Origin of the sequence: Streptomyces sp. MUSC 14 (genome assembly GCF_001866675.1) — a bacterium.
GTDB lineage: Bacteria > Actinomycetota > Actinomycetes > Streptomycetales > Streptomycetaceae > Streptomyces.
Window position 1 is genome coordinate 17046 of sequence record NZ_MLYN01000061.1, and the last position, 22731, is coordinate 39776.

Here is a 22731-nt window from a genome sequence, read left to right on the forward strand (position 1 = left end):
GTTTCAGAGGCTGTTGAGGGCGCCGGTGCGGCGGATCGCCAGCAGGTACAGGACGATCACGACGACGGGGACGGTGCCGAGTGCGGCGGCCATCGGCTGGTTGAGCTCGATGTTGGAGTACACGAGATTGCCGATCAGCTGCGTCTTGCCGCCGACGATCTGCACGGTGATGTAGTCGCCGAGGCTCAGCGAGAAGGTGAACACCGAGCCCGCCGCGACCGACGGCAGCACCATCGGCAGGACCACCGAACGGAAGGTCCGCCCGGCCCGCGCCCCGAGGTCGGCCGACGCGTCGAGCAGGTTGGACGGGAGCTGGGCGAGGGCCGTGTGGATCGGCAGGATCATGTACGGCAGCCACAGGTACGTCAGGGTCAGGACCGTGGCCGGCAGGCCGAAGCCGGGACCGCTCAGCCCGAACGGCGCCAGCAGCCAGTCGGCGAGGCCGCCCTGGGACAGGATGAGCCGCCAGGCGTACACCTTCACCAGGTAACTGGCCCACAGCGGGGTGAGGATGGCCACCACGAGCAGCGGCCGCCACCGGGGACTCGCCACGCGAGCCGTGTAGAAGGCGACCGGGAAGGCGAGCACCGCGCACAGGACGGTCACCGCGAGCGCCACGCCGACGCTGCGCAGGACAACCTCGCGGAAGACGGGCGTGGTGAACAGCTCGTGGAAGTTGTCCGTCGTCCACACCCGCACCACCTGCGAGGTGAAGGAGTTCGTCGTCCAGAACGCGGACGCGAACAGCACCGCCAGCGAGCCGAGATAGAGCACGGCCAGCCACAGCAGCGGGGCGGACAGCAGCAGGGCGAGGCGCAGCCGGGGTCTGCGGTGCAGGCTGCCCGCGAGCCGCCGGACGGTGCCCCGGCCGGCGGCGGTGTGCGCGTCGGTCGCCACGGCTCAGCCCTTGATCTCGGTCCAGGCCTGCACCCACTGGTCGTACGGGACACACTTCACGTCCGTGCGGCCGTCGAGGCACTGCGCGATGGGTGTGTTCCAGAAGGCGATCTTCTTCCAGTAGCTCTCGTCGGCGGCGTGGTAGACCGTGCAGAAGTTCCTGTCGCTGGTCTCGGCGCAGGCCCTGGAGTTCGCCGGGGCCTCGCCGAAGTACTCGGCGACCTGGGCGTTGACCTTGGGCGAGACGATCCAGTCCAGCCATTTGTAGGCGCAGTTGGGGTGCTTGGCCTTGCTGGACACCATCCAGGTGTCGGACCAGCCGGTCGACCCCTCCTTCGGCACGAACGCCTTGACCTTCGCGCCCTCGGAGGCGGCGAGGTTGGCGATGACCTGCCAGGTGGTGCCGACCACCGAGTCACCGCTCTTGAACGCGGAGACCTCCTTCAGGTAGTCGCTCCAGTACTCGCCGACGTTCTTGTTCTGCTGTTTGAGCAGGGCCACGGCCGCGTCGAACTGCCTCTGGTCGAGCGCGTAGGGGTCCTGGATCTTCAACTCGGGCCTGGTGGCCTTGAGATAGAGGGCCGCGTCGGCGATGTAGATGGGGGAGTCGTACGCGGTCACATGGCCCTTGTGACGTGCCGCGTCCTCGAAGACCGCCGACCAGGAGGCGGGCGCGGGCTTGACCTTCTGGGTGTTGTACATCAGGAGGTTGGCGCCCCGGCCGTGCGGGATGCCGTACATCTGACCCTTCACCGAGTTCCAGGCGCCGTCCTTCAACCCGGCGAAGACGTCCTTGTAGTTGGGGACGAGAGCGGTGTTGACAGGGGCCGCGTCGCCGGAGGCGATCAGACGCAGGGAGGCGTCGCCGGAGGCGGAGACGGCGTCGTACTGGCCGGTCTTCATCAGCTTGACCATCTCGTCCGAGCTGGCGGCGACCTTGGAGTGCACCTGGCAGCCGGTCTGTTTCTCGAAGGCGTGGACCCAGTCCGCCTTGGGGTCGTTGGAGCCGTCCTCGACGTACCCGGCCCAGGCGATCAGATTCACCTGGCCCTCCGTCGCGCCGAGCTTCGTCGGGGCCTTGAGGGCCGGCGGGTTGAGTCCCGTGGCGGACGAGCCGCCGGAGCCGGAGGAGCCGCACGCGGCGGCGAGCAGCAGCGCGGCGGCCACCGCGGCGGCCCGGGGAATGCGGTTGAGACGCACGACGATCTCCAGGAAGGCGTAGGGACGGGGAGCGGTCAGGAGGGCAGCCGTACGGCGTGCCGGTGGTGCCAGACCAGGCGCACCCGGGTGCCGCGGTAGCCGGCGACGTCCTCGGCGGAGGTCGCCAGGTTCTGCTGGAGCGCGGTGAGTCGGCCGCCGCCGTCCAGGTCGACCAGGAAGCGGGTGGCGTCGCCGAGGTAGACGACGTCGGCCACGGTGCCGGTGGCCGTGGTGTGGTCCGGCTCGTCGGCCTCGGCGGACTCCTTGAGCACGTGGATCTTCTCCGGCCGGATGTTGTACGTGCCCGGTGCGCCGACGATCCGGTGCGCCGTCTCGCCGTCCAGCAGGTTCGACGTGCCGACGAAGGAGGCGACGAAGGGCGTCGCCGGGCGTTCGTATATCTCCGCGGGCGTGCCGACCTGGGCGATGCGGCCCTGGTCGAACACCGCGATGCGGTCGCTCATCGTCAGCGCCTCCTCCTGGTCGTGGGTGACGAAGACGAAGGTGATGCCGACCTCCCGATGGAGCGCCTTGAGTTCGGCCTGCATCTGTTCGCGCAGTTTGAGGTCGAGGGCGCCGAGGGGCTCGTCGAGCAGCAGCACCCGGGGCCGGCCGACGAGCGCGCGGGCGAGGGCGACGCGCTGGCGCTGGCCGCCGGAGAGCCGGTCCGGGCGCCGCTGGCCGTAGCCCTCCAGGCGGACCTCGGCGAGGGCCTTGCGGGCGCGGACGAGGCGTTCGGCCTTCGGCACCCGGCGGACCTTCAGGCCGTAGGCGACGTTCTGCTCGACCGTCATGTGCGGGAACAGGGCGTAGTCCTGGAACACGGTGTGCACGTCCCGCTCGAACGGGGCGAGCCCGGTGACCTCCTGCCCGGCGAGTTCGATCCGGCCCCGGTCCGGGGTCTCGAACCCCGCGACGAGCCGGAGGACCGTCGTCTTGCCGGACCCGGACGGGCCGAGCATGGAGAAGAACTCCCCGTCCCGGATCTCCAGGTCGATCCCGGCCACGGCGGTCGTCCCGCCGAACGACTTGTGCAGGTCGTGCAGCCGGATCGCCATTCCCTCCATACGGGAACCTTTCTGGCTCGCTCAACGTTGGCGTAAACATATGAAGTCATAGTTCATAGCTCAAGAGCCCCTTAGGGTAAAGCTTGAGTCAGTGCACGAGGTGGTGGCCGTGAAGCAGGACGAGAAAGAGGGCGCCGCCCGCAAGGCCGTCTTCAGCCCGGTGGACAACCGGGCCAGGGTGGAGGCGGTGGTGCGCCGCATCGGCGACGCCATAGAGCTGGGCCTGATAGCCGACGGCGAGCAACTGCCCGGGGAGAGCGAACTGGCCGGACAGCTCGGCGTCTCCACGGTCACCCTGCGCGAGGCGCTCATGGCGCTGCGGCAGCAGGGTTTGGTCACCACCCGCCGGGGCCGCGGCGGCGGAAGCTTCGTGTCCGTGCCCGAAGTCCCCGCCGACGACCGTCTCAAGGCACGGCTGCGCGGCTGGAGCACCGAGGAACTGCGCGACCTCGGCGACCACTGGGCCGCCCTGTCCGGTGCCGCCGCCCGCCTCGCCGCCCAGCGCACCGAACCGGACGACCTGCGACAACTGCGCCGCACCGCCGAGGAGTTGGAGCGGACCGCGGACACGGCGGTCCGCAGCAGGCTGTACGGCCGCTTCCATGTCGAACTCGCGGCCGCCGCCCAGTCCGCCCGGCTCACCCGCGAACAGGTCGCCCTCCAGAGCGAGATCGGCGCCCTGCTCTGCCTCGTCCTCTCCGACGACGCGTTTCGTGAAGAAGTTGCGGACCGCCATCGCGCCGTGATCTCCACCGTGCAGGATGGGGCCCACGAAACGGCCGGCACGCTGGCCGAGCGGTGTGTCAGAGAGCCGGTGGCGCGGCTCGTCGCCGTACGCCTCGGACTCTGACCGCGCCGCGTCCGGTTCCCGTCCGCTGGAGGACACCATGGGCTGGAGCCCCCCGCTCGCCACCCTGGACACGGACTCGGAGACCTGGGTGGCCACGCAGGTGGGCGGCGCGCTGGAGGCCGTCTTCGACGCGGTCGCCGCGATCCGTGCCGAGACCGATGACCTGCTGCGCCGGGCGGTCGGCGAGGGACGGCGGCCCGCCAGCGCCGACCTCGCCGCCCTGCGCCCCGGACTGCACCGGCAGCTGACCCGCGAGGACCTCGTCTCCGGCGCCGGCTTCGTCGCCGCGCCCGGACTGCTCGGCGACGTACCCGCCTGGCTGGAGTGGTGGCAGTCGGACGCCGACGGCGAGGTGCGCCCGCTCCACCTCGACCTCGACTCCGGCCAGTCGGCGTACGCCGACTACACCCACTGGGACTGGTTCGCGCTGCCCCGCGACACCGGGCACCGGGCCGTCGCCGGACCGTACGTCGACTATCTCTGCTCCGACGAGTACAGCCTCACGCTGTCCGAACCGGTGCTCGTCCAGGGCCGGTTCGCCGGAGTGGCCGCCGCCGACGTGTACCTGCGGCACTTCGAGGAGGCCGTCCTGCCGCTGCTGCGGGGCCTGCCCCGGCCCGCGCACCTGGTGAACGCGCGAGGCCGGGTGGCCGCCTCCGCCGACCCGGCCCATCTGGCCGGCTCGCTCACCCGCGGTCCGCGCTTCGGCGACCTGCTCGGCACGGCACGCCCCGGCACACACGACGGCCTCGGCCTGGTGCCGTGCGCGGGCGTGCCCCTCGTGCTGGTGCTGGCCTGAGACGGGTGGTCAGGCACGCCCCCGGTACGGCACGCGGGCCAGCTCGTGGACCTCGCCGACGGTGGCCCACTCGTTCCCGCCCAGGCGCGCGAGGGGACGCAGCCGGCCGATGTCCGGCCGGCCGTCCACCAGTACGTCCTCGCGGACGGCGGCGTGCACGACCCGGCCGAACACCACCGTCGAGTTCCCGAGGCGCAGCGTCGAGTGCAGCGTGCACTCCAGGGCGACCGGGGACGCGGCCACCCGCGGCGGCCGCACCCGCAGCGAGGGCTCCCGCTCGATGCCCACGGCGTCGAACTCGCCCTGGTCCCGGGGGAATTCGGTCGCCGTGGCGTTGATCTCGGCGAGGAGCGGCTCGGGGGCGAGGTTGACGACGAACTCCCCGGTGTCCTCGACGTTGCGCAACGAGTCCTTGCGGCCGACCACGGTGTACTGGACGACGGGCGGATCGGTACAGGCGACGGTGAAGAACGAGTGCGGTGCGAGGTTCGCTACAAAGCGGTCCGGGCTGACCGTGGACACCCAGGCGATCGGCCGCGGCACCACCACCGCGGTGAGCAACTTGTAGAAGTCGTGGGTGGACAAGGCCTCAGGATCGAAGTCAACGCGCATGCCTGCAAGTATCCAGGTCAGTACGTGGGCGGCGGATCGTAGCCCCGGATCGCAGCACCGCCAGGCCCTTGGTTCTGACGGAAAGTGCCCGATGCCGGCAGGCACGAGCCCTGGAGCACCACCGTCATGACCCAACCGATCTCTCCGCTCACCCCCTCGTTCGACTGGGACGACTTCGAGATCCCCGCCCACGCCCGCGGCGGCCGCGTCACCCTCGACCTGTACGGCGAGCTGTCGAAGTTCGTTCCCCGCCGCCCCGCCGCCTACCTGCGCATCTCCTCCGACCGCTTCGGCCTCGAAACCGGCGTGGGCCGCCAGCAGGAGGATGCCGAGGACACACGCTGTCGACTGGCTTGGGGACCGTTCGCAAGGATCTACAAGGAGAACGACACCTCGGCATTCAAGTAGCGCAAGATCACCCGCACCGACGGCAGTGTCGACTGCGTCGTCGTCCGCCCCGAGTTCCGCCGCCTGCTCGCTGACCTGGCCAGCGGTGTCATCGACGGCGTCATCTTCTACGACCTCGACAGCCTGGTCCGCCAGCCGCGCGACCTCGAAGACCTGATCGACTTGTCGAGCACACCCAACGACCGGTCGTCGGCGCCACCGGCTGCCGGATGAACCTCGTCAACGACAGCGACCGCCACACGGCCCGCATGATGTGCGTCATGGCCCTCAAGTCCTCCGAGGACACCGCCCGGCGCGTCGCCCGCATGCACCTGGCCACCGCCCAGGACGGCAGGACCCATGGCCGCATCGCCTACGGCTGGATCCGCAAGGGCCCCAGCAAAGGCCAACTCGTCGAGGACGAGGCGAAGGTCGTCGCCGACATCTTCAAAGACTGCCTCACCGGCGAAACCGCTTACGCCATTGCCACGCAGCTCAACCGACGCGGCGTCACGCCCCCGGCGGCGAAGCAGTGGTCCTCCACCATGGTCGACAAGATGCTCCGCAACCCGCGCCACGCCGGCCTGGTCGCCTACTCCGGCAAGCCCCGTGTGGCTGCCGCAACCGCCTGGGACGGCTGGTCGAAGGTGATCTTCGATGACGACGGCCGCCCCCTCGCAGGGTGCTGGACGGCCATCGTCAGCCCCAAGACCTGGTCCCAGGTCCAGTTCGAGCTCCAGCCCCGCCGCCACAAGCAGGGCCTGCCCGCCGGCACCCATCGCCCCGCCGTCGCAGTGAAGTACGAGCTGTCCGGCATCCTCACCTGCGGCTTCTGCAAACGCGGCCTGGTGGGGCACAAGTCCAACGAAGGCAAGAACCACTACTACCGCTGTCCCGCCACCGCACACGGTGGCTGCGGCAAGACCCACATCGCCGCGGAACCGGTCGAAGACGCGATAGCCACCGGTATGACCGCCTTCCTCGCGCGGCTCCTGCAAGCCTCCGAAGCCGCGCCCGCCCCGGCTCCGGAGAAAATCGCCGCTGGCTCTCACCGGCGTTGCCGGGCCGAGCTCACGACCTGACCACTGCCCGCACCCACCGGATCATCCGCATCTGCGAGCGCCAGGGCGTCCCCATCCCGGCCGATCTCGCCCATCCAGGGCGGCGACCCCTGGGCGAGTACCGGCATCAAACGCAGGCCCCTGCAGGGAACTCACGCTCACCGAGAAGACCGCCAACCGGGCCCTGGCCGTCGCACGGGCACCGGTCGAAAGCGGCGTCGCGCACCTGAAGTCCTGGCGGATCTTCCGCAGAACCCGATGCAGCCCGAACCGCATGACGTCAATCGCCGAAGCAGTCCTCACCCTGGAGCGGCAACACTGAAGAATCACTGAAGGAGCCGGTGGGCAGGCGTGTAGTACGGCTCAGTCGGTTGGAGCCTGGTATGCGGTTTCGATGCCCGCCGAGTGGAGATGCGCCTCGATCAACATGGCCAGTCGGGCCCAGGCCGGCTTCTGGTCTTCTCCGTGGTGGGTGAGCAGTTCGTAACGGATCGCGCCGTCGTCGCGGTCCTGGAGTCCGGTCAGGACGGGCAGGAGCGAGGGATCGGTAAGGAAGTGATCGGCCAGGGCTGCGGCGAGTTCGTCGATCCGGGGGTCGTCGGGTTCCCAGTCGCCGGCGCGCCAGCAGCGTTGGATCAAGGAGACGTACCGGGGATCGTCGAGGCCTCTCTCGATTTGGGCGAGATAGTGGTCGAAGCCTTCCGGTACCAGGGCCCTGACCAGCACCAGCGCCTCGCGGACCGTGGTCACGTCGTCTGCGGTGTATCCGAGGCCCGGCATTCGGTCCAGGAGCGTGCATGCGCGGTCGGGCAGAAGGGCGCGGTCGCCGCCTGCGAGTCGGTGCAGCATGTCGCGCCGTGCTGCCAGTTCGTCGATCCGGCTGGTGAGTTGCTGTTCGACGTCGAGGAGCGCGGCGGCGAACCGGTCCGGATCGGCGTCGAGTATGGCCGTGATCTCGGCCAGCGGTACGCCTGCGCCGGCCAGCGTCCGGACTTGGACCAGCCGCAGCAGATCGGCCGATCCGTAGCGTCGGTAGCCGGACGTGTCGCGGCGCGGTTCGTCGATCAGGCCGTGCTGGTGGTAATGCCGGATGGTCTTCACCGTGACGCCGGCGAACGCCGCGGCCTGGCCGATGGTGATGCCGTCTGTCATGTCGTCAGCGGACGCCGCGTGCGTGCGTGCCGCAGAACACCTCCTTGACGAGTCTCTGCGTCGCCTTCCCGAACTCCGTCGCCGTGTCGATCGCGGCGTTCCCGGAGGTTATCGAGGCGGTCAGGGTCTTGCTGCCGTCGGGCGTGCTGATCATCAGCGCCCCATATCCCCCAGGGGCGCCGCCGTTGTGCTGAACGATGGTGCCGCCGCACTCCGGGCCCACGTCCTGCACCCACAGTCCGAAACCGTAGCCGAGCTTCCCGTGGGGTGTGCGCATCTCGGCCAGCAGCCAGGCCGGCAGGAGCCTGCCGCTCAGCAGGGCGGAGATGAACGTGTGGAGATCCCGGGTGGTCGAGATCATGTCGCCGGCACCGGCCAGCAGGGACAGGTTCTGGCGGGAGACGTCGGCCACCTTCCACTGCCCGGCGTCCTGGTAGCGGTAGTAGCCGTGGGCGTGCGGCCCGGGCAGCTTCGTCCGGGTGCCCGGCACGCTGGTGTCGCGCAGCCCGAGCGGCCGCAGGATCCGCCACTGCAGCTCCTGCTCGTACGAGCGGCCGGTGACCTTCTCGATCAGCAGCAGGGCCAGCGTGTAGTTGGTGTTGGAGTAGCTCTGGTCTGTCCCCGGCGCGAACCGTGCTCGCTTGGACAACGCGAACCGCACGAGCTCTTCCGGCCGGTAGGTGTGGAATCGGTTGTCCACCCATTCCTTGCCCGCCGCGGGGATCCCCGGCACATAGGTCCCGTCGTCGTAGCGCTCGCCCCCCGCGTAGTTGAACAACCCGCTGGTGTGCTGCAACAGCATCCGCACGGTGATCCGGCGGTCCAGCCCGAGCTCGGGCAGGTAGCCGGCCACCGGGGCGTCCAGTCCGATCCTGCCCTCGGCCACCAGTTGCAACACCAACGTCGCGGTGAACGTCTTGGTGGTGCTGCCTATCCAGAACCGCCCGTTCGTCGGCGGCTTCGCAGCCTCGCCCAGCTCGCGCACCCCGGCGCTGCCGACCCACTCGCCCCGCTGATCGTGCACGCGCAACTGCACCCCGGCGAAACCGGAGTCGACGATCTCCTGGATGGCCTTCTGTAATTCCGGGTGGTCCTGCCCGGCAGCGGCCGTCGGGACGGTGACGTTGGTGTCCGCGGTTGCCACACCGGGTGCGGCCAGCCCGGCCAGCAACGCGACCGCCATCGCCGTGACCCCCAGTCGCTGGGAGATCAGAGGCATCCGGACCGTCTTGCTCTCGACGGTGTGGAGGGACTCAACCATAGTCATTCCTTGTCTCACGACAGTACGTGTTTGGCGCAGCTCGAAAGCGCAACGGCGGCCCCGGCGGCTACCGGCCTCTTCGGGGCGGCCATATGACGAGTGTGGGCCCTGCCCCAAGGTCAAGGTCAACTGGCGCCGACCTTGCCGACGCCGGAACCTGCTCGCTCGTTCCCCCACCCTTCCTCTGCCGGGGCGTGTCGGGGTTGTGCATCGGACACAGGCCGGCCTCGGCCTTGGGCCAGGGGAAGGCGTAGAAGCTCAGGACGTTCATGTGGGCACAGCCCAGGGAGCAGCCAGGCGTACACGTCCTCGGTGTCGGGTCTCCTGGACTGGTGGTGGCCGTCCCCTCCGCGGGGCGTCTCGTCAGCGAGCCGTCAGCGAGCCGTTTTCATCATGAATAGCCGCAGGTCAGCAGTGTGTGGACGGCTTGGACGATGGTGCCGATGCGGCGGGTGGAGCATCTGGCCCTCCGGAGGATTCGCCACGACTTCAACTGCGCGAAGGCGCGTTCGCCCGGGGCCCTCAGCCGGGCGTGGTCGCGGTTGAACTGCTGGTAGTGGGTGGGTTGTTCGCGGTGGTGGTAGTACGGGGTGCGGACGGTGGCGTCGGCGCCCTGGTAGGCACGGTCCGCGAGGACGAGGATCTGTCGGGTGAGGCAGGCCTGGACGATGCCGTGAGCGCGGGCCGCGGTCAGGTCGTGCGTACGGCCGGGTGTCGCGCGGGAGAACCACAGCGGTGTGCCGTCGCCGTCGGGCCGGGCGATGACCTGCACGTTCATGCCGTGCTTGCGGTGTTTCATGGAGTGGTACGGCTCGTCCGCGCGGATCCGGTCGATGGGGATCAGAGTGCCGTCGACGATGACGAAGTCGCCTTCACCCAGGCCGGTCAGGGCCTCGCGCAGGCCCGGTGCCCATGCCGCGAGGACGTCGAGGGACTCGTCGACGTACCGCCAGGCAGTGGCCGTCGAGACACCGAAGCCGGCCGCCAGGGCGGGCAGCGTCTCGTTCTTGCGCAGGTGCACCAGAGCGAGCAAGGCCTGCTGGAAGCACCCCAGCTTCCGCCACCGCGAACGGCGTTCACACCTTCGTGCGTAGATGAGCCAGGCAACATGCTCAGCCAGCTCATGCGGGACGTCGGCCATGGCACGATACGGGACCAAGCGAGGCTCCTCGGACGATGCGTGGTGCGTAGAGAACACCACCGCAACGACCAGGAGCCTCGCCTCGTCACCCGCCTCGCTGACCTGCTATTTCACCCCGCGGAGACAGGATGAAAACGGCTCACTGAATCTGAAATCGAGGCTGGATTGCATTGACTATATTGTCAATGCTGAATCTGGCCGACGGCCGTCTGGAAGGGCGCTTTTAGAACGCGGATTGCAGTGACTGTGGACTCTAATGCAATGCCGGGCCAATGCATGCAATGCAATGAGGGTGCCTGGGCTGCATACTGTGCAATGTGGTGATCACACGCCGTACCCCTCGAGAATCAGGGGGCGAACGCCGATGCCCGAAGGCAGGCTGACCAGCCAGGACCGGCAGCACATCGCTGCGGGACTGGCCGAGGGACTCGGATACACGGAGATCGGCCAGCGTCTGGGACGGCCCGCCTCGGCCATCCTGCGGGAGGTCGCCCGCAACGGCGGCCCCGACGCCTACGAGGCGGACCGGGCTCACCAGGCCACGAAAGATCGCGCGCGCCGACGTGCGCAGGCCCTGCCCCCTGAGGCAACCGGGCCTGGACGACGGCTGTGACCGCGATCTGCAAGCGGTCCAGGACTTCACCGAAACCCTCACCGCTCTCCTTGCGCAATCGGGGCTGCCGCGCATGATGGCCAGGGTGATGGCCTGCTTGTACGTCATCGACTCCGGCACTCTCACCGCCAGCGATCTGGTCCAGCGGCCGCAGGTCAGCCCGGCGTCGGTCTCTCACGCCGTCACCTTCCTCGAACAGCAAGGAATGCTCAGAAGGGAACAAGTTTCCGGCGAGCGGCGCGAACGCTACGCCGTCGACGACGAGATCTGGTTCCGGTCACTCCTGGCGGAGGTCCAGGCGAGCGATGCCTTTGTCGCCGCAATTACCCGCGGCGCCGAGATCCTCGGGCCCACAAGCCCAGAAGGCGCCTGCCTCGAATCCTCCGCCGAACTCCTCCGACTCATCGCCGACGCCCTCAGGCAAGTCATGGAGCAATGGCGGCAGATCCTGGCGGCCCGGAACGCCGCGGGGTAGCAGAGTTCGCTCCAACGACCTTCACTACACGGGCCTTCCACCGTGATCGTGGACACCGGTTGTCATACAGGGATGGCCGGCGTAGTTGATCTCTGTGAGAGGACGGCCGGGGTGAGGCGACCGATCGTCGAGTGTCTGCGTTGGTGGTTGCAGAAGCCCAGTCGGCGAAACACCGCGAGAAGTGCAGCCTCGGCCGGCCGACCGCGTCGGCTGGGCAGGAACTCCCGGTTCAACGAGGCGAAGAACGACTCCGCGGCGGTGTTGTCCGCCGAAGGGCCGACCGCGCTCACGGAACGGCGGCTCCCGGCCCGGCGACAGACGTCAGCGAAGGTCTTCGAGCAGTACTGAGCCCTGCGATCGCTGTGAAAGATGATGCCCTCCACCTTGCCACGGCAGGTGCGGACGGCCGCCTCACGAGCTTCGGTGACAAGCTCGCCGCGCATGTGATCGGCTATCGACCAGGCCAGCAGGCGACGGGAGTGGTATATCCATGACCGCGGCCAGAACCAGGAACTTCCCGCCGAGGACGGGAAGGTAGGTGATATCGCCCAGCGAGGCCCGGTTGGGGGCGGGTGCGGTTAAGTCACGCCGCAGCAGATCGGTCACCGTCCGGGCGGCGGGGTCCGGGACGCTGGTGCGGTCTCCAGCCCACGGACCTCGATCTCCGTGTCCTTCGGACTCCGCGACAGCCTCGGGCCGTTCGGTGTTCTCCGTGGTCTTGATCCACTGCCGCGGCGCCTCGTGGCTCACGCCGAGCTATGCAGCAATGCGTGACACGGGCCGACCCGACGAACAGGTCAATGCCACCGCATCGGCCCGGAACTCCGCCGCGTACTTGTGGGCCCCCACCCGGGACTCCTCTCCCCGGACTCGAGATCCAGTGTCGAGATGTCCACGATCAAGGTGGAGGTCCCGTCGTCCGCTGGCCGGATCAGTCGTGCGGCGATTCGCCGGCAGCCGAGCGACGACCCCCGACGGAGGCGACCAATGCGTCTGCCACGATCGCCGCATCTGCCTCTGCGACATCTGCCGGATATTCCGGTAGCAGATCGTCCCAGACGGGCATCCATGATCCGTACAGCTGGGTCTGTCCCTCGGGCCGGGCGAAGAACCAGATGTGCAGGTGTGCGCCTCCATCCCCGATGCGGTAGACGTGGGTTCGGGAAATGTGTGGCAGGGCCTGCACGTGGCGGACGATGTGAGTGGACAGGACGCCCAGCTCGGCTGCCAGCTCATCGGGCAGGTCGGCCATGTCATAGTGCTCACGCGGATGCAGCATGAGGACCAGCGGCACGCCGACTCCCGTGATCCGGGTGAGCCGCCAACTGTCGTTGAACCAGATTCCATCGTCCTGGGCACGACACGCGTCGCAGTTCGACGGGTCCTCGCCGTGTCGCGCAGGCTCGGGCAGGACCGGAGGGCGCAGCGGGGCGACGCGCAATCCGTCAGGTTCGAACGGGCTGATATCCCACCCTGTCATGCGCGCGAGCGGGAGCCGACGCTCACCATCCGCAGCGGCGAGCGCGTGGTCGTAGAACTCGTCAGGTCGCAAGGCCATGGTCCGAAGACTAGTTCGACATCGCCGCCCAAGGAGGACCGGGGTGACCTGACTTCGTCCCTCCGCACCGCGCGCTGCAGGAAACTGCTGTCGGCTCCGGGCGTCCTACCTCGTCATCCGGACGGCCACCACCCGCCCCACCAGGCTCGGCCAGCCCTTCACCCGCTGGCCGATCCGCAAACTCGCCGCCTACCCGCGGGAAGTGCACGGACGTGTCATCCGCATCGGCCGTGAAGCCTCACGGCGCCTGCTCCGGCGCCGCGGCATCACCTTCCAGCGCACCACGACATGGAAGGAATCCCCCGACCCTCATCGCGACGCCAAGCTCGACCGGATCGAGGTTTTGGACCACTTCCCGGACCGGGTCTTCGCCTTCGACGAGTTCGGGCCGTTGGAGGTCCGGCCCACCGCAGGCTCCTGCTGGGCGAAGCAGGGCAAGCCAAACCGGCTGCCGGCGACCTACCGCCGCACCCACGGCGTCACCTACTTCCACGGCTGCTGCTCTGTGGACGACTGCCTGCGGGATGTCAACCGACGTCGCAAGGGCACCGCCAACACCCTGGCCGCGCTGAAGTCGATCCGCGCCGCCCGACCCGACGGCGCCCCGGTCCACATCATCCTGGACAACCTCTCCGCTCACACCGGCGCCGACATCCGCCGCTGGGCGAAGAAGAACAAGGTCGAGCTGTGCTTCACCCCGACCTACGCTTCCTGGGCCAATCCGATCGAGGCCCGCTTCGGCCCGCTGCGGCAGTTCACCCTGGCCAGCTCCCACCACCGCAGCCGCCCCACGCAAACCCAGGCGCTGCACCGCTACCTGCGCTGGCGCAACCCAACGCCCGCCACCCTGACGTACTTGCCGCCCAACGCAAGGAACGCGCCCGCGTCCGCAGCGAGAAGGGCATCCGCTGGGGCGGACGCCTCCTCAACGCCGCGGCCTGACCGACCGCGAACCGCAACCCTCGAGTGCCGAAAAAGACAAGTTCACGAGAAGGACAGTGACAGAAGGACGGCTCAGGAGGCGGACGGCTCGATATCCCCCGCAAAGACGATGACCTGGTCGATGAGGCTCCGCCGCAGATGGACGACGTCCGTTCCCGCCAGGCGGGGGCCTCCATCCGGCGTGGTGAAGACCCACTGGTACCGGGCCCATTCGTCAGGCATGTCCACCGCCGAACAGCGCACCATCGTGCCGGTCCCCGCCGGGTGGCGCCGGATGTCCAGCACGAACCGCTCGACCGCCGCGATTCCTTCGCTGCGGCCCAACGGTCCCCAGAAGACCACGTCCGAGGTCAGGGCCTGGGAGAGCAGGGCAGTCACATAGCTGTCGTCCGAGGCGTTGAACGCGGAGATGAACGTGTCGATCGCGGAGCGTGCTGTCTCTTCCTGCATGCCCCAGTAATACCAGCCGTTGCGCGTGCGCTCGTCCCGCGAGCCGCTTCCGATCACGGTGACCAACCCGGTCACAGCACTGGGCCCCGTCATCCCCCAGGGCCCCCGAGAAGGCCGAAGTGGCAAGTTCTGTGACGGACGGTCTTCTAGGCTGACGTGCCGTCCGTGACGTTGGTCGTGGCACGGGATGCGTCGCGGGGATCGTCATCGCCGGATCTCAGGGTTCGTCGCAGTGGCGAGGCCGTGAGCAGGACGAAGAGGCCGAAAAGGGTGATCGGCAGCAGCCCGACCGGCTGGAGATAGAGCAGTTGGATGAGCAGGGGAGCGTAGCCGTAGGCGTGCAGCCCGCCGGTCGCGAGGCAGTACGCGTGCCACCCTGTCCCTTCAAGGAACCCGATCACGTACGCTGCCGCCACACACCGGACCCGTATCGGGCGATTCCCCCACCGCATGATGGGCGCCATAGCGTACGGCCTGGGATCGAAGCCTGCTGGGCGGAAGGGCTGCAGGCCGGCCGCCGATGGGCTGAGCTCAGCTCATCGGCGAACTCAACCAGGGCCCTTCGAAGGCCATACCCGGGTGGCCGGCACCACCGCGCTGCCTGTCGCCTCGAATTCCGCCAACAGCTCGAAGCCGGACAGCGGGCCGCAGGTGACGGTCATCACCGGGGCCCGGACGTGTGGAAGGCGCCGGTGTTCCGTTGGGTGTGCCGTTGTTGGTGGGCCTGTGGCCATGGCGGGCACACCGGCTCGCACCGTGGTGCCGTTGTGCGGCTCCGTGCCGCGGTGGCTGGGTTGGGCGGTACTGGTCTCCGCCCTCGGTGGGCTCGACGTCCTGGGGGCTCCGGCCGCCTACGCCGGCAACGTTGACCTGGGGTGCGTCAGCAACTGGATCGCACTGACGGGGGTGCCGCGCGCCGTGGCCGCAGCGTTGTTGGTGCCCAACCGGTGCGTGCGGGCCCGCCCCTCCGGCCCTCTCTACTGGCCGGGCGACGCCCGATAGCGGTGGATCAGCGCGACGGCCATGGCTCCTTCGCCCACACCGGAAGCCACCCGCTTGATCGAATGAGCGCGCACGTCGCCGGCCGCGAAGACTCCCGGAACACTGGTCTCGAGCAACAAGGGATCGCGCGCCAGCGGCCAAGCGGCAGGAGGTTTGCCGGCAACGAGCAGATCGGGGCTGGTCGGCACGAAGCCGTGCTCGTCGCACTCCACGCCCCCGGCCAGCCAGCCGGTGCGTGGCCGCGCACCGATGAAGGTGAAGACGAATCTCGCCTGCTCCTCGGTCTCGACCCCTGTCGTGTCGTCGATGAGCGTGATGTGCTCCAGATGCTGGTTACCGTGCAGAGCGAGGACCCGGGTGCTCACCGCACCTCGATGTTGCGCGTCCGCTGTATCTCGTCGACGAGGTACTGGGACATGCCGGCTTCGAGCGAGTCGGCCCGGACCAGCTCGGTGACCCCGGCCGCGTACTTCGCGAAGTGAATGGCCGCCTGCCCTGCGGAGTTCGCGCCGCCGATGATGAACACGTGGTGGGAGATGCAGGAACTGCTCTCGGTCGTCGCAGCTCCGTAGTACAGCCCTTCGCCCTCGAACCGCTCCGCGCCGGGGATGTCCAGGCGGTTGTACGACACGCCTGTGGCGAGCAGCAGGGTCTCGGCGCTGATCTCCGAGCCGTCGGCGAGGGTGATGATCTTCGTGGGGCCCACGGGACGCGGCCCGACTGCTTCCATCGGAGAGAGCAACTCGGCGCCGAACCGCCCCGCCTGGCTCAGCGCCCGCCGGGTGAGGTCGCCGCCCGACAGCCCGGCGGGAAAGCCGAGGTAGTTCTCGATGAGGCTGGAGGTACCCGCCTGCCCGCCGGGTGACTCGGCGTCCAGCGGGAGTGTGGAGAGCCCTTCCGACGCCGCGTACACACCCGCGGCGAGACCGGCAGGTCCCGCGCCGACGATGACGGTGTCGTAGTGCGGGCGGGATGCGATGGTGGGCAGACCCAGCCGCTCGGCGAGTTCGGTGACCTAACCACCATCAGGACTCCTCAACCGGCCTGTACGTCTATGCCGAAGGCGACGACCTGCGCCTGGCCAACGGCGACGGCTTGCCCCCCAGCAGGCTGAACTGGAGGGTCATCAACGTCGGCCTGTCCGCGTACGGCGTTGCTATCTGGGTACCCGGCCAATTTACCGCGTGGACTCTGGCCGGTAGGGAGATCCAGCTGGAGGCATGGGAACAAGGTCTCGTTGAGCAGGCATTCGCGCTCGTACCCCAGTGAGGCCAGCGCCGATCCGGCGCCCAACACCGCCGAGTCGTCGTTTCCCTTGGCGCCTGCGGCGTGCGGAGGCGTTCTTGTCTGAGCGTGATCCCCGGGTGAGGATCGGTTCCATGAGCCGTGTCTATGACGATGAGCGACTGGCTGGCGCCTACGAGCGTGGCAACGAGATGCCCGAAGCCTCGCTGCGGGCCTGGGTCGAGCTGATCGCTTCCTATGTGCAGCGGTCATCGCCGTCCATCGTCGAGATAGGATCGGGAACGGGCGTCTTCTCGGCTGCGATGGCTCGGTGGATCGAGGGAAGCGAGGTGACGGCCCTTGATGCGTCTGAGCTGATGCTCGCTGAGGCCCGACGGCTTCATTCGCACCCCGCGGTGCGGTATCTGTCGGGGGAGGCAGAGGCGGTGCCTGCCGCTGTGGGCGTCTTCGACCTGGCCCTGATGTCACGCGTGATCCATCACATCCCCGACCGCGCGCGAGCAGCCAGGGAACTGGTCCGCGTGCTGCGTGTCGGAGGGAGAGCGGTCGTCCGCACCACGTTCCGCGAACGGCTGGATGCGCTGGTGTACGACTACTGGCCGCAGCTCCGGGCGATCGACGAGCGGCGTTTCCCGGGCGAAGAGGAAGTGGTCGCCGACTTCGCCTCTGCCGGGTTCACCTTGGACGAGGTCACTTCCTTTGCCCTGCCGGTCGCAGCGAGCCTGGCGGAGTACCACGCCCGGCTGGTCAGTCGGCCGCAGTCGAAGTTCACTCATCTCACCGATGAGGAGTTCCACCAGGGCCTTGTCCGCTTGAAGGCCGCGGCTCGGAGCGAGGCGTTGGGCGAGTCGCGGCCAGTCCTCGAACGCTACGACGTGGCCGTGTTCTCCCGCTTGTGACAGGCGCTTCGTCGCTTCAGTCGGCGGCAGACAATGAGGGTTGCGGCTATGCCGACGAAGGCAAGGAAGTGTGCGGCCGGGCGGGTGTCGGTGGGGGTGGCTACACTGACCGGTAGCGCGGGGGCGCGCGCTGGAGGAGTTGCATGGCCCGGCCCCTGCCCGCCCGTCACCCTGTCGGCTTTCGCCGTCACGGTCGGCCGATCTACCGGATTCTCGGTGCCTGCTCGGAGGACGAGACGAACGACCAGCTCGGCGATACCGGCGACGGCGGCCCGGAGCCCCAGGTGACGGTCACCCAGGACCGTCCGGGCAAACTACTCACTCGGGAGAAGGCGCAAGGCGAAGGCGCAGCGATCCAACGCCTGTTGGCCACGCTGGGCTTCGACACCCCCAAGGCGCTGGCGGAGTTCGTGACCGCGCAGCGTGATGCCGAGCAGGCTGCACTGACCGACGTGGAACGACGCGAACAGGCCGCTGCCGACCGGGAGATGCAGGCCGTCCGGCGTGAAGAGCCGGCGGCCGAGCGGGAGCGGGCGGCGCTGCGCCGCGGGGCCCTGGTGGCGCTGGGCGCGTCGGGTGAGGACCTGACGGACGCGGAACGGCTGCTGATCTGGATGGGGACGCGGACGAGACTCAGATCCAGGCTGCGGCCGAGGCACTGCGTGCGCGGCGCCCGGAGCTGTTCGGCCAGATCCGTACTCCCCTGGTGCCGGCGGCTCCGGCCGGGCGCGCCCCGACGCGGACGGCTCCGCCGCCGAGGCCGGGCACGGCCCGGGCTGGAGACGGCCCGCCGTCGCGGCCTGGTGGCCGAATCCGGTGACGCGCGCTGACCTGCGGGCGCTTCACGCCGTTGGGACCGCACCCCTTCGACTTCGTGGACGGCATCACCCTCGTGGGCGGTGCGCGGAAGCTGACCGCAACGTCGATGGAGACAGAGCATGTCCGTTCAGCCCGTTTCCACTTCCGAGCATCTGACCGCCAACCGTGAGTGGCTGGCCGCCCTGCACGGCACCGACTCGACCGACACGATCACCCTCGACCTGAACCTGTTCACCGAGGGCGTGCATCACCAGTGCGGGGACGGGTGCGAGCCGTACGGCCGGGTCTTCTCCGGTGTGCCGGTGCCCAAGGTCGCCGAGTCGAAGCTGTACGGCCCCTACGACCCGGAGGCGTCGTGCGGCCGACAGGTGCTGCGCGGCTTCGTGTTCGCCGAGGTCCCGTTCGCGCCGGGCCGGACGCGGGTGCCGGCCGCCCTGCTGTGGCACGGTGCGGTGCGCGCCTCGAAGGTCCCGGGCGGCATCGACGTGTCGCAGCTGACCTGGCACCCGCGTGGTGCACAGGTCCGCTTCGTGTGAACAGGGGGTCTGAGCTGCGACGATTCAGGACCTGCTGAAGGCCGTCCAGGCCGTTGACCTGACGGCGTTCGCACGGGCGATACCGAGCCCGGCAGACTTGCTGCTCACCCAGTCGATCTTCCCGACGATGGTGCTGCCGGAGGTCCAGTGGCGGGTGAAGGACTCCGGCCGCTACGTGAACGTGGCGAAGTACCGCGCGTTCGACGCGCCGGTGCCGTTCGCGACGCGCGAGGCGTGGCAGACCTCCCGTGAGGGCGCGCTGCCCGCGCTCGGACAGAAGCTCGTCGTGGGCGAGCAGGAGCAGATCCTGCTGGAAGTCCCGCCGAGCGCAGCAGGACCGGCTGATCGAGCTGCTGCACGACGACGTCGAGCGGCACGTCGAGGCCTCCGGTCCCGGCTGGAGCCGACCGTCGGCGACGTCCTCGCGGACGGCAAGTTCTCGCTGGTGCAGAAGAACGGCCTGACATTGGAGGTGGACTGGAAAGTCCCTGCCGAGAACATGCCCGTCGCCGCGCGCCCGTGGTCCGATCCGGCCTCCGACCCGATCGCGGACGAGCTGCGGTGGATCCAGCACCTGGACGACGTCGGCGCCCCGGAACCGGAGCTGGTGCTCACCAGCCGGAAGGCGTTCAGCTTCTTAGCCGCGAACAACGCCTACCGGGCGGCGTACTACGGTTCCGTGTCGCCGTCGACGACACCGACGGCGACGCTGACTTCGCAGCAGATCGACGTGGTGCGCGGCAACTATGGTCTGTCGCCCGTGATGTTCTACAAGGCGCAGGTGCGGGTGGACGGCAAGCCGCGCAAGGCGCTGCCGGAGGACCTGTGGATCCTGGTGCCGCCGGAGCGGGAGAAGCGGGCGCAGACCATGCTCGGCGTGACCGCCGAGGCCCTGGTCCTCTCCCGCGGCTCCGATCCGGAGATCGTGAGGGAGGATGCCGACGCCGTCCTCGAGAGCGGCATTCAGGTCGGCGACGGTGTCGATGGTGGCGCGGGCCGTCTCGACGTCGAGGAGATCGTGGATGCCGCCCCGGCTGTGCGCTAACGGTGGAGGCGGGTATGGGAACTGTCCGAATGCCCTCCCAAGGGTGTGCCCGCAGTGCTACCTTCCGTGCTTGTAGGAAGGGGAGTATCCCTTCGCGGCAGCGTCGTCATCACGGGTCTGAGTAGCTTTCCCCGGCGCTGTCGGTCAGCCCTCAACGCTGGCGGGAGAGACCTTCAGCCGATCAGTCATGTCCTGGTTCGGTTGGAGATCGAGACGCTCCTGCTCAGAGGGAGCCCCTCATCCTTCAGCTGGGCGAGGCTGAAGGGGTTGCTGTGGGCTTCCTTTCCAGCATCGATCCGCTCGTGTTCATTGTTGTCGTTGCCATCGCTCCTGTGATCCGCCTGATCAGCCTTGTGGTCACGTTGCGTGGTACGACTCCCAGCGAACGTCCAGCGATCATTCGTGCGCTGGCAGACTTCTTTCGTGTGCTGCCCACGAGGCGCCGATGAAGCCGGGATCAGTCTCGACGACGCTTGCTGACCTCAGCGGCATAGGCGGCCCAGTCCCGGCGGATGCCTTCTGCCATCGGACGACGACCTTGATGGGGACGCCGAGCGTCCGGGCGAGGATCGCAGCCGGGACTTCGGTGGCGAGGGTGAACAGCGCGCTGGAGCGGTACTGCTTGGGGCGGATCCCGATCTCGTGGAGACGGATGCCGATCTGACTGTCGGTGAGAGGGTGCCCAGGGTGTCCGCCCGGGAACGGCCACGGAACGTCGGCCGGGGTGCCGATCTCGGCCTTGCCGCGGCCGGTCGCGACGAGCTCGCGGACCAGGGTGGCCGGCGGCGCGCGGAGGACGACCGGCGAGGTACCGAACGTTATGGCGACGGTGTCGCCGTCGAAGTGGACGTCGTCAACGGTGAGCTGGCTGATGGTGGCGATCTTCTGTGCGTAGAGGATCAGCAGCAGTCCCGCGACGCGGTCCGGGGTCGGCAGCGTGTCGTCGTTGAGGAGGCGCCGGGCATCGGCCCAGCGTTTCTCGCTGTCGATGGTGCTGAGCGGGCCTGTCCAGCGGACGGTGCCGTAGGCCAGGTCGCGAGCATGCCGGTGCTGTACCGACCAGCGGACGAAGTGGCCGGTCTCGTCGGGGTAACTGACCGTGGGGTCGGCCATCCAGCGTTCCAGGTCCGTCTGGGTGCAGGTCCCCAGCGTGAGCCCTTCGCCGCCGAGCCAGGCGGGGGAGTTGTTCGCCGCGGTGACGTGGCAGCGCACGTTCAGGCCCTGGAGCCGGGTGGTGTGGTCATCACCGAGGCGGCGTCGGAGCCGGCGCATGTGGTGCGAGACCGCGGAGCCGTGCAGGATCCGGCGCTCTGCGAGGTCGATGCGGGCCTGGACGGTCGTGGTGATCCGTTTCTCCAGGGCGTCGAGCCGCTCATCGCGCGGTGGCAGGGAGCCGGTCGCGACCAGGACACTGCGCAGGTAGGCCAGCACCTTGCCCGGGGGCAGTTCGTCGAGGACCTCGTGGGTAACGGGCCGCTCGTCGCGGCCTATGCGTTCCGGGAGGACACGGGCCTTGGAGCGGGAGATCCAGGCGAAGGCGACGTCGGGGCGCTCGGTGCTCGTCAACGCCTCGTGGAGCGGGGCTAGTTCGGGGCAGATGGCTCCGGTGGCGTCACCGAGAAGGCCGCGTACTTGCCGGTCGAGGACGCATCGCTGACAGGGGCGGGTGCTGAGCTGCCAGGTGATGGTGCAGACCGGGCAGCGGCCCCAGAAGTCCGGGTCGGGGTTGGTGCACTTCGCGCACAACTGTGCCTCCCAGGTGCCGCTGCGGGCCTGGGCAACGGTGCCGCAGCCGCTGCAGGCAACCCACCGCTGCTGGCAGCGGTCGCACCAGGGCTGCCCGGGACATGTCGCAGGTCCCGGGACGAGGCCAAGGGGCCGTGGAGGGTCTCCGACGGCAGGTCCTCAATGGGTGTATTGAACCTTCGGCCGGACGGGTCGCCGCCTAACGGTTGCGGCACAAAGGAGCCCCATTTCTGGTGCGTTAGTCAGAAAGGTCACCTCGTACCCCGCACTCCGCCTCGCTAGGGGTGCGCGAGGCCACGATCAACGTGGTGGTCAGCTCGATGTGCGCGGCCAGTGCGGCAACGGCGGAGTCGGCGTCGCCGTCGATCGCGTGCTGAAAGATGGTGGCGTGCTCCTGGGCCGGATCGCGCGCGGCGTCGGACGGGTCGATCACTTCCGACCAGCGGCGGTAGAGACAGGCGCTGTCCCGCAGTGCCGTCGCGATCGCGTAGAGCCGAGGGCTGCCGCACCCGGCAAGCAGTGTGTAGTGGAACTTCGCGTGGGCGGCTTCCCACGCCGGGGTGACGCGGGTTGGAGCGGACGCGTCGCGGCGAGGCGTTTCGGCAAGGATGAAATGGGTCGCAACGAGCTGGCTACGCCAGGCCGTGTCGCTCCGCTCTACGCCACGCCGGAGGGCCAGGCATTCGATGTCCGTCCGCGTCCGGGTCAGATCGAGGAGGTCGTCGATGGAGATCGGCGTGACCTGGAAACCAGCCTGCGGGTTGGCCAGCACCAATCCCTGCTCGGCCAGTCTGCTGAGCACCTCCCGGATCAGCCCGACGCTGGCGTCGTAGGCCTGGCACAGCGGCGTGAACTTGAGCCGCTCGCCCGGCGCGAAGCGCCCGCCGAGGATGTCGGCCCGCAGCCGGGCGTGCACCTCGTCCGTGCGGGTCTTCGCGTTGGTTGACATGGACGGCAGGATACACAACTTCGAA

At 68.9% G+C, this 22731-nt stretch carries 27 protein-coding genes and 2 pseudogenes; 14 read left to right on the forward strand and 15 right to left on the reverse strand.

The window, feature by feature from the left end:
* Positions 1 to 3: 3 nt before the first annotated feature.
* Genes BIV25_RS35290 through BIV25_RS35300 form a run of 3 tightly spaced genes read right to left on the reverse strand, consistent with a single transcriptional unit; the run spans position 4 to position 3164 of the window.
* Positions 4 to 897, reverse strand: coding sequence for an ABC transporter permease (locus tag BIV25_RS35290; protein WP_071376597.1), 894 nt, complete (start codon positions 895 to 897; stop codon positions 4 to 6).
* Between the two features lie 3 nt (positions 898 to 900).
* Positions 901 to 2097, reverse strand: coding sequence for an ABC transporter substrate-binding protein (locus BIV25_RS35295; RefSeq protein WP_071376598.1), 1197 nt, complete (start codon positions 2095 to 2097; stop codon positions 901 to 903).
* Between the two features lie 35 nt (positions 2098 to 2132).
* The gene (locus BIV25_RS35300; RefSeq protein WP_071376599.1) at positions 2133 to 3164 is read right to left on the reverse strand and encodes an ABC transporter ATP-binding protein; all 1032 of its coding nucleotides are present in this window, start codon (positions 3162 to 3164) and stop codon (positions 2133 to 2135) included.
* A gap of 100 nt (positions 3165 to 3264) precedes the next feature.
* On the opposite strand from BIV25_RS35300, the gene BIV25_RS35305 reads away from it, so the two are divergent.
* Both BIV25_RS35305 and BIV25_RS35310 read left to right on the forward strand, forming a co-directional pair.
* Complete coding sequence (locus BIV25_RS35305; RefSeq protein ID WP_371273104.1) at positions 3265 to 4014, forward strand: FadR/GntR family transcriptional regulator; 750 nt, start codon at positions 3265 to 3267, stop codon at positions 4012 to 4014.
* A 37-nt stretch (positions 4015 to 4051) separates the two neighbouring features.
* The gene (locus tag BIV25_RS35310; RefSeq protein WP_071376600.1) at positions 4052 to 4813 is read left to right on the forward strand and encodes a cache domain-containing protein; all 762 of its coding nucleotides are present in this window, start codon (positions 4052 to 4054) and stop codon (positions 4811 to 4813) included.
* Positions 4814 to 4822: 9 nt separating this feature from the next.
* Here BIV25_RS35310 and BIV25_RS35315 read toward each other — a convergent pair whose 3' ends face one another.
* Positions 4823 to 5425 (reverse strand): flavin reductase family protein, encoded by a 603-nt coding sequence (locus BIV25_RS35315; protein ID WP_071376601.1) that lies wholly within the window; start codon positions 5423 to 5425, stop codon positions 4823 to 4825.
* A gap of 126 nt (positions 5426 to 5551) precedes the next feature.
* Between BIV25_RS35315 and BIV25_RS35320 the strand changes: the two genes are divergently transcribed.
* The 4 genes and pseudogenes from BIV25_RS35320 to BIV25_RS48130 all read left to right on the forward strand — a co-directional run.
* Positions 5552 to 5833 carry a hypothetical protein gene (locus tag BIV25_RS35320; protein WP_071376602.1) on the forward strand — a complete coding sequence of 94 codons (282 nt, stop codon included), beginning with the start codon at positions 5552 to 5554 and terminating at the stop codon, positions 5831 to 5833.
* A gap of 6 nt (positions 5834 to 5839) precedes the next feature.
* Positions 5840 to 6046 carry a recombinase family protein gene (locus tag BIV25_RS54670; RefSeq protein ID WP_079177082.1) on the forward strand — a complete coding sequence of 69 codons (207 nt, stop codon included), beginning with the start codon at positions 5840 to 5842 and terminating at the stop codon, positions 6044 to 6046.
* A 92-nt stretch (positions 6047 to 6138) separates the two neighbouring features.
* Entirely contained in the window at positions 6139 to 6894 is a 756-nt protein-coding gene (locus BIV25_RS35325; RefSeq protein WP_256256727.1) for a recombinase family protein, read from the forward strand.
* Positions 6849 to 7195 (forward strand): annotated as a pseudogene (locus tag BIV25_RS48130) (transposase family protein); the annotation flags it as partial. The gene BIV25_RS35325 and the pseudogene BIV25_RS48130, both read left to right, overlap by 46 nt.
* A 41-nt stretch (positions 7196 to 7236) precedes the next feature.
* On the opposite strand, the gene BIV25_RS35330 reads toward BIV25_RS48130, so the two are convergent.
* The 3 genes from BIV25_RS35330 to BIV25_RS35340 all read right to left on the reverse strand — a co-directional run bounded on the left by BIV25_RS35330 (position 7237) and on the right by BIV25_RS35340 (position 10427).
* Positions 7237 to 8025 carry a MerR family transcriptional regulator gene (locus tag BIV25_RS35330; RefSeq protein ID WP_071376604.1) on the reverse strand — a complete coding sequence of 263 codons (789 nt, stop codon included), beginning with the start codon at positions 8023 to 8025 and terminating at the stop codon, positions 7237 to 7239.
* Between the two features lie 4 nt (positions 8026 to 8029).
* A complete protein-coding gene (locus tag BIV25_RS35335) occupies positions 8030 to 9286 on the reverse strand; it encodes a serine hydrolase (RefSeq protein ID WP_177235526.1) in 1257 nt (418 codons plus the stop codon).
* A gap of 391 nt (positions 9287 to 9677) precedes the next feature.
* A complete protein-coding gene (locus tag BIV25_RS35340; protein WP_071376605.1) occupies positions 9678 to 10427 on the reverse strand; it encodes an IS5/IS1182 family transposase in 750 nt (249 codons plus the stop codon).
* A gap of 364 nt (positions 10428 to 10791) precedes the next feature.
* On the opposite strand from BIV25_RS35340, the gene BIV25_RS54675 reads away from it, so the two are divergent.
* Together BIV25_RS54675 and BIV25_RS54680 are read left to right on the forward strand one after the other, a co-directional pair.
* Positions 10792 to 11040, forward strand: coding sequence for a helix-turn-helix domain-containing protein (locus BIV25_RS54675; protein ID WP_371273101.1), 249 nt, complete (start codon positions 10792 to 10794; stop codon positions 11038 to 11040).
* A 97-nt stretch (positions 11041 to 11137) separates the two neighbouring features.
* Positions 11138 to 11515 (forward strand): MarR family transcriptional regulator, encoded by a 378-nt coding sequence (locus BIV25_RS54680; protein WP_371273102.1) that lies wholly within the window; start codon positions 11138 to 11140, stop codon positions 11513 to 11515.
* 62 nt (positions 11516 to 11577) lie between these two features.
* Here BIV25_RS54680 and BIV25_RS54685 read toward each other — a convergent pair whose 3' ends face one another.
* Together BIV25_RS54685 and BIV25_RS35350 are read right to left on the reverse strand one after the other, a co-directional pair.
* Entirely contained in the window at positions 11578 to 12060 is a 483-nt protein-coding gene (locus BIV25_RS54685) for a DDE-type integrase/transposase/recombinase (protein ID WP_371273105.1), read from the reverse strand.
* 386 nt (positions 12061 to 12446) lie between these two features.
* On the reverse strand, positions 12447 to 13073 hold the full coding sequence (locus tag BIV25_RS35350; protein ID WP_071376606.1) for a hypothetical protein: 627 nt from the start codon (positions 13071 to 13073) through the stop codon (positions 12447 to 12449).
* 112 nt (positions 13074 to 13185) lie between these two features.
* Between BIV25_RS35350 and BIV25_RS48140 the strand changes: the two are divergent.
* Positions 13186 to 14015, forward strand: a pseudogene (locus BIV25_RS48140) (IS630 family transposase); the annotation flags it as partial.
* Positions 14016 to 14087: 72 nt separating this feature from the next.
* On the opposite strand, the gene BIV25_RS35355 reads toward BIV25_RS48140, so the two are convergent.
* Entirely contained in the window at positions 14088 to 14465 is a 378-nt protein-coding gene (locus BIV25_RS35355) for a hypothetical protein (RefSeq protein WP_071376658.1), read from the reverse strand.
* Positions 14466 to 14611: 146 nt separating this feature from the next.
* Entirely contained in the window at positions 14612 to 14881 is a 270-nt protein-coding gene (locus BIV25_RS35360) for a hypothetical protein (RefSeq protein ID WP_071376607.1), read from the reverse strand.
* 316 nt (positions 14882 to 15197) lie between these two features.
* Here BIV25_RS35360 and BIV25_RS35365 point away from each other — a divergent pair, with 316 nt between their 5' ends.
* Positions 15198 to 15467 (forward strand): hypothetical protein, encoded by a 270-nt coding sequence (locus tag BIV25_RS35365; RefSeq protein WP_071376608.1) that lies wholly within the window; start codon positions 15198 to 15200, stop codon positions 15465 to 15467.
* Here the strand turns inward: BIV25_RS35365 and BIV25_RS53505 are convergent.
* Together BIV25_RS53505 and BIV25_RS53510 are read right to left on the reverse strand one after the other, a co-directional pair.
* Positions 15443 to 15832, reverse strand: a complete 390-nt coding sequence (locus BIV25_RS53505; protein WP_071376609.1) for an NAD(P)/FAD-dependent oxidoreductase — start codon at positions 15830 to 15832, stop codon at positions 15443 to 15445. The two genes, BIV25_RS35365 and BIV25_RS53505, sit on opposite strands and share 25 nt — an antisense overlap.
* Positions 15829 to 16380, reverse strand: a complete 552-nt coding sequence (locus BIV25_RS53510; RefSeq protein ID WP_071376610.1) for an NAD(P)/FAD-dependent oxidoreductase — start codon at positions 16378 to 16380, stop codon at positions 15829 to 15831. Before BIV25_RS53510 ends, BIV25_RS53505 begins: the two co-directional genes overlap by 4 nt.
* A gap of 466 nt (positions 16381 to 16846) precedes the next feature.
* On the opposite strand from BIV25_RS53510, the gene BIV25_RS35380 reads away from it, so the two are divergent.
* The 4 genes from BIV25_RS35380 to BIV25_RS35395 all read left to right on the forward strand — a co-directional run bounded on the left by BIV25_RS35380 (position 16847) and on the right by BIV25_RS35395 (position 20011).
* Positions 16847 to 17611 (forward strand): bifunctional 2-polyprenyl-6-hydroxyphenol methylase/3-demethylubiquinol 3-O-methyltransferase UbiG, encoded by a 765-nt coding sequence (locus tag BIV25_RS35380; protein ID WP_071376659.1) that lies wholly within the window; start codon positions 16847 to 16849, stop codon positions 17609 to 17611.
* A 143-nt stretch (positions 17612 to 17754) separates the two neighbouring features.
* Positions 17755 to 18441 carry a hypothetical protein gene (locus tag BIV25_RS35385; RefSeq protein WP_071376611.1) on the forward strand — a complete coding sequence of 229 codons (687 nt, stop codon included), beginning with the start codon at positions 17755 to 17757 and terminating at the stop codon, positions 18439 to 18441.
* 108 nt (positions 18442 to 18549) lie between these two features.
* Positions 18550 to 18966: a K structural protein gene (locus BIV25_RS35390; protein ID WP_071376612.1), complete on the forward strand. Its 417-nt coding sequence runs from the start codon at positions 18550 to 18552 to the stop codon at positions 18964 to 18966.
* A gap of 58 nt (positions 18967 to 19024) precedes the next feature.
* A complete protein-coding gene (locus tag BIV25_RS35395; RefSeq protein WP_256256737.1) occupies positions 19025 to 20011 on the forward strand; it encodes a major capsid protein in 987 nt (328 codons plus the stop codon).
* Positions 20012 to 20407: 396 nt separating this feature from the next.
* On the opposite strand, the gene BIV25_RS35400 is transcribed toward BIV25_RS35395, so the two are convergent.
* Positions 20408 to 21757, reverse strand: coding sequence for a hypothetical protein (locus tag BIV25_RS35400; RefSeq protein WP_177235527.1), 1350 nt, complete (start codon positions 21755 to 21757; stop codon positions 20408 to 20410).
* A gap of 238 nt (positions 21758 to 21995) precedes the next feature.
* Positions 21996 to 22706 (reverse strand): GntR family transcriptional regulator, encoded by a 711-nt coding sequence (locus BIV25_RS35405; RefSeq protein ID WP_071376614.1) that lies wholly within the window; start codon positions 22704 to 22706, stop codon positions 21996 to 21998.
* Positions 22707 to 22731 lie beyond the last annotated feature (25 nt).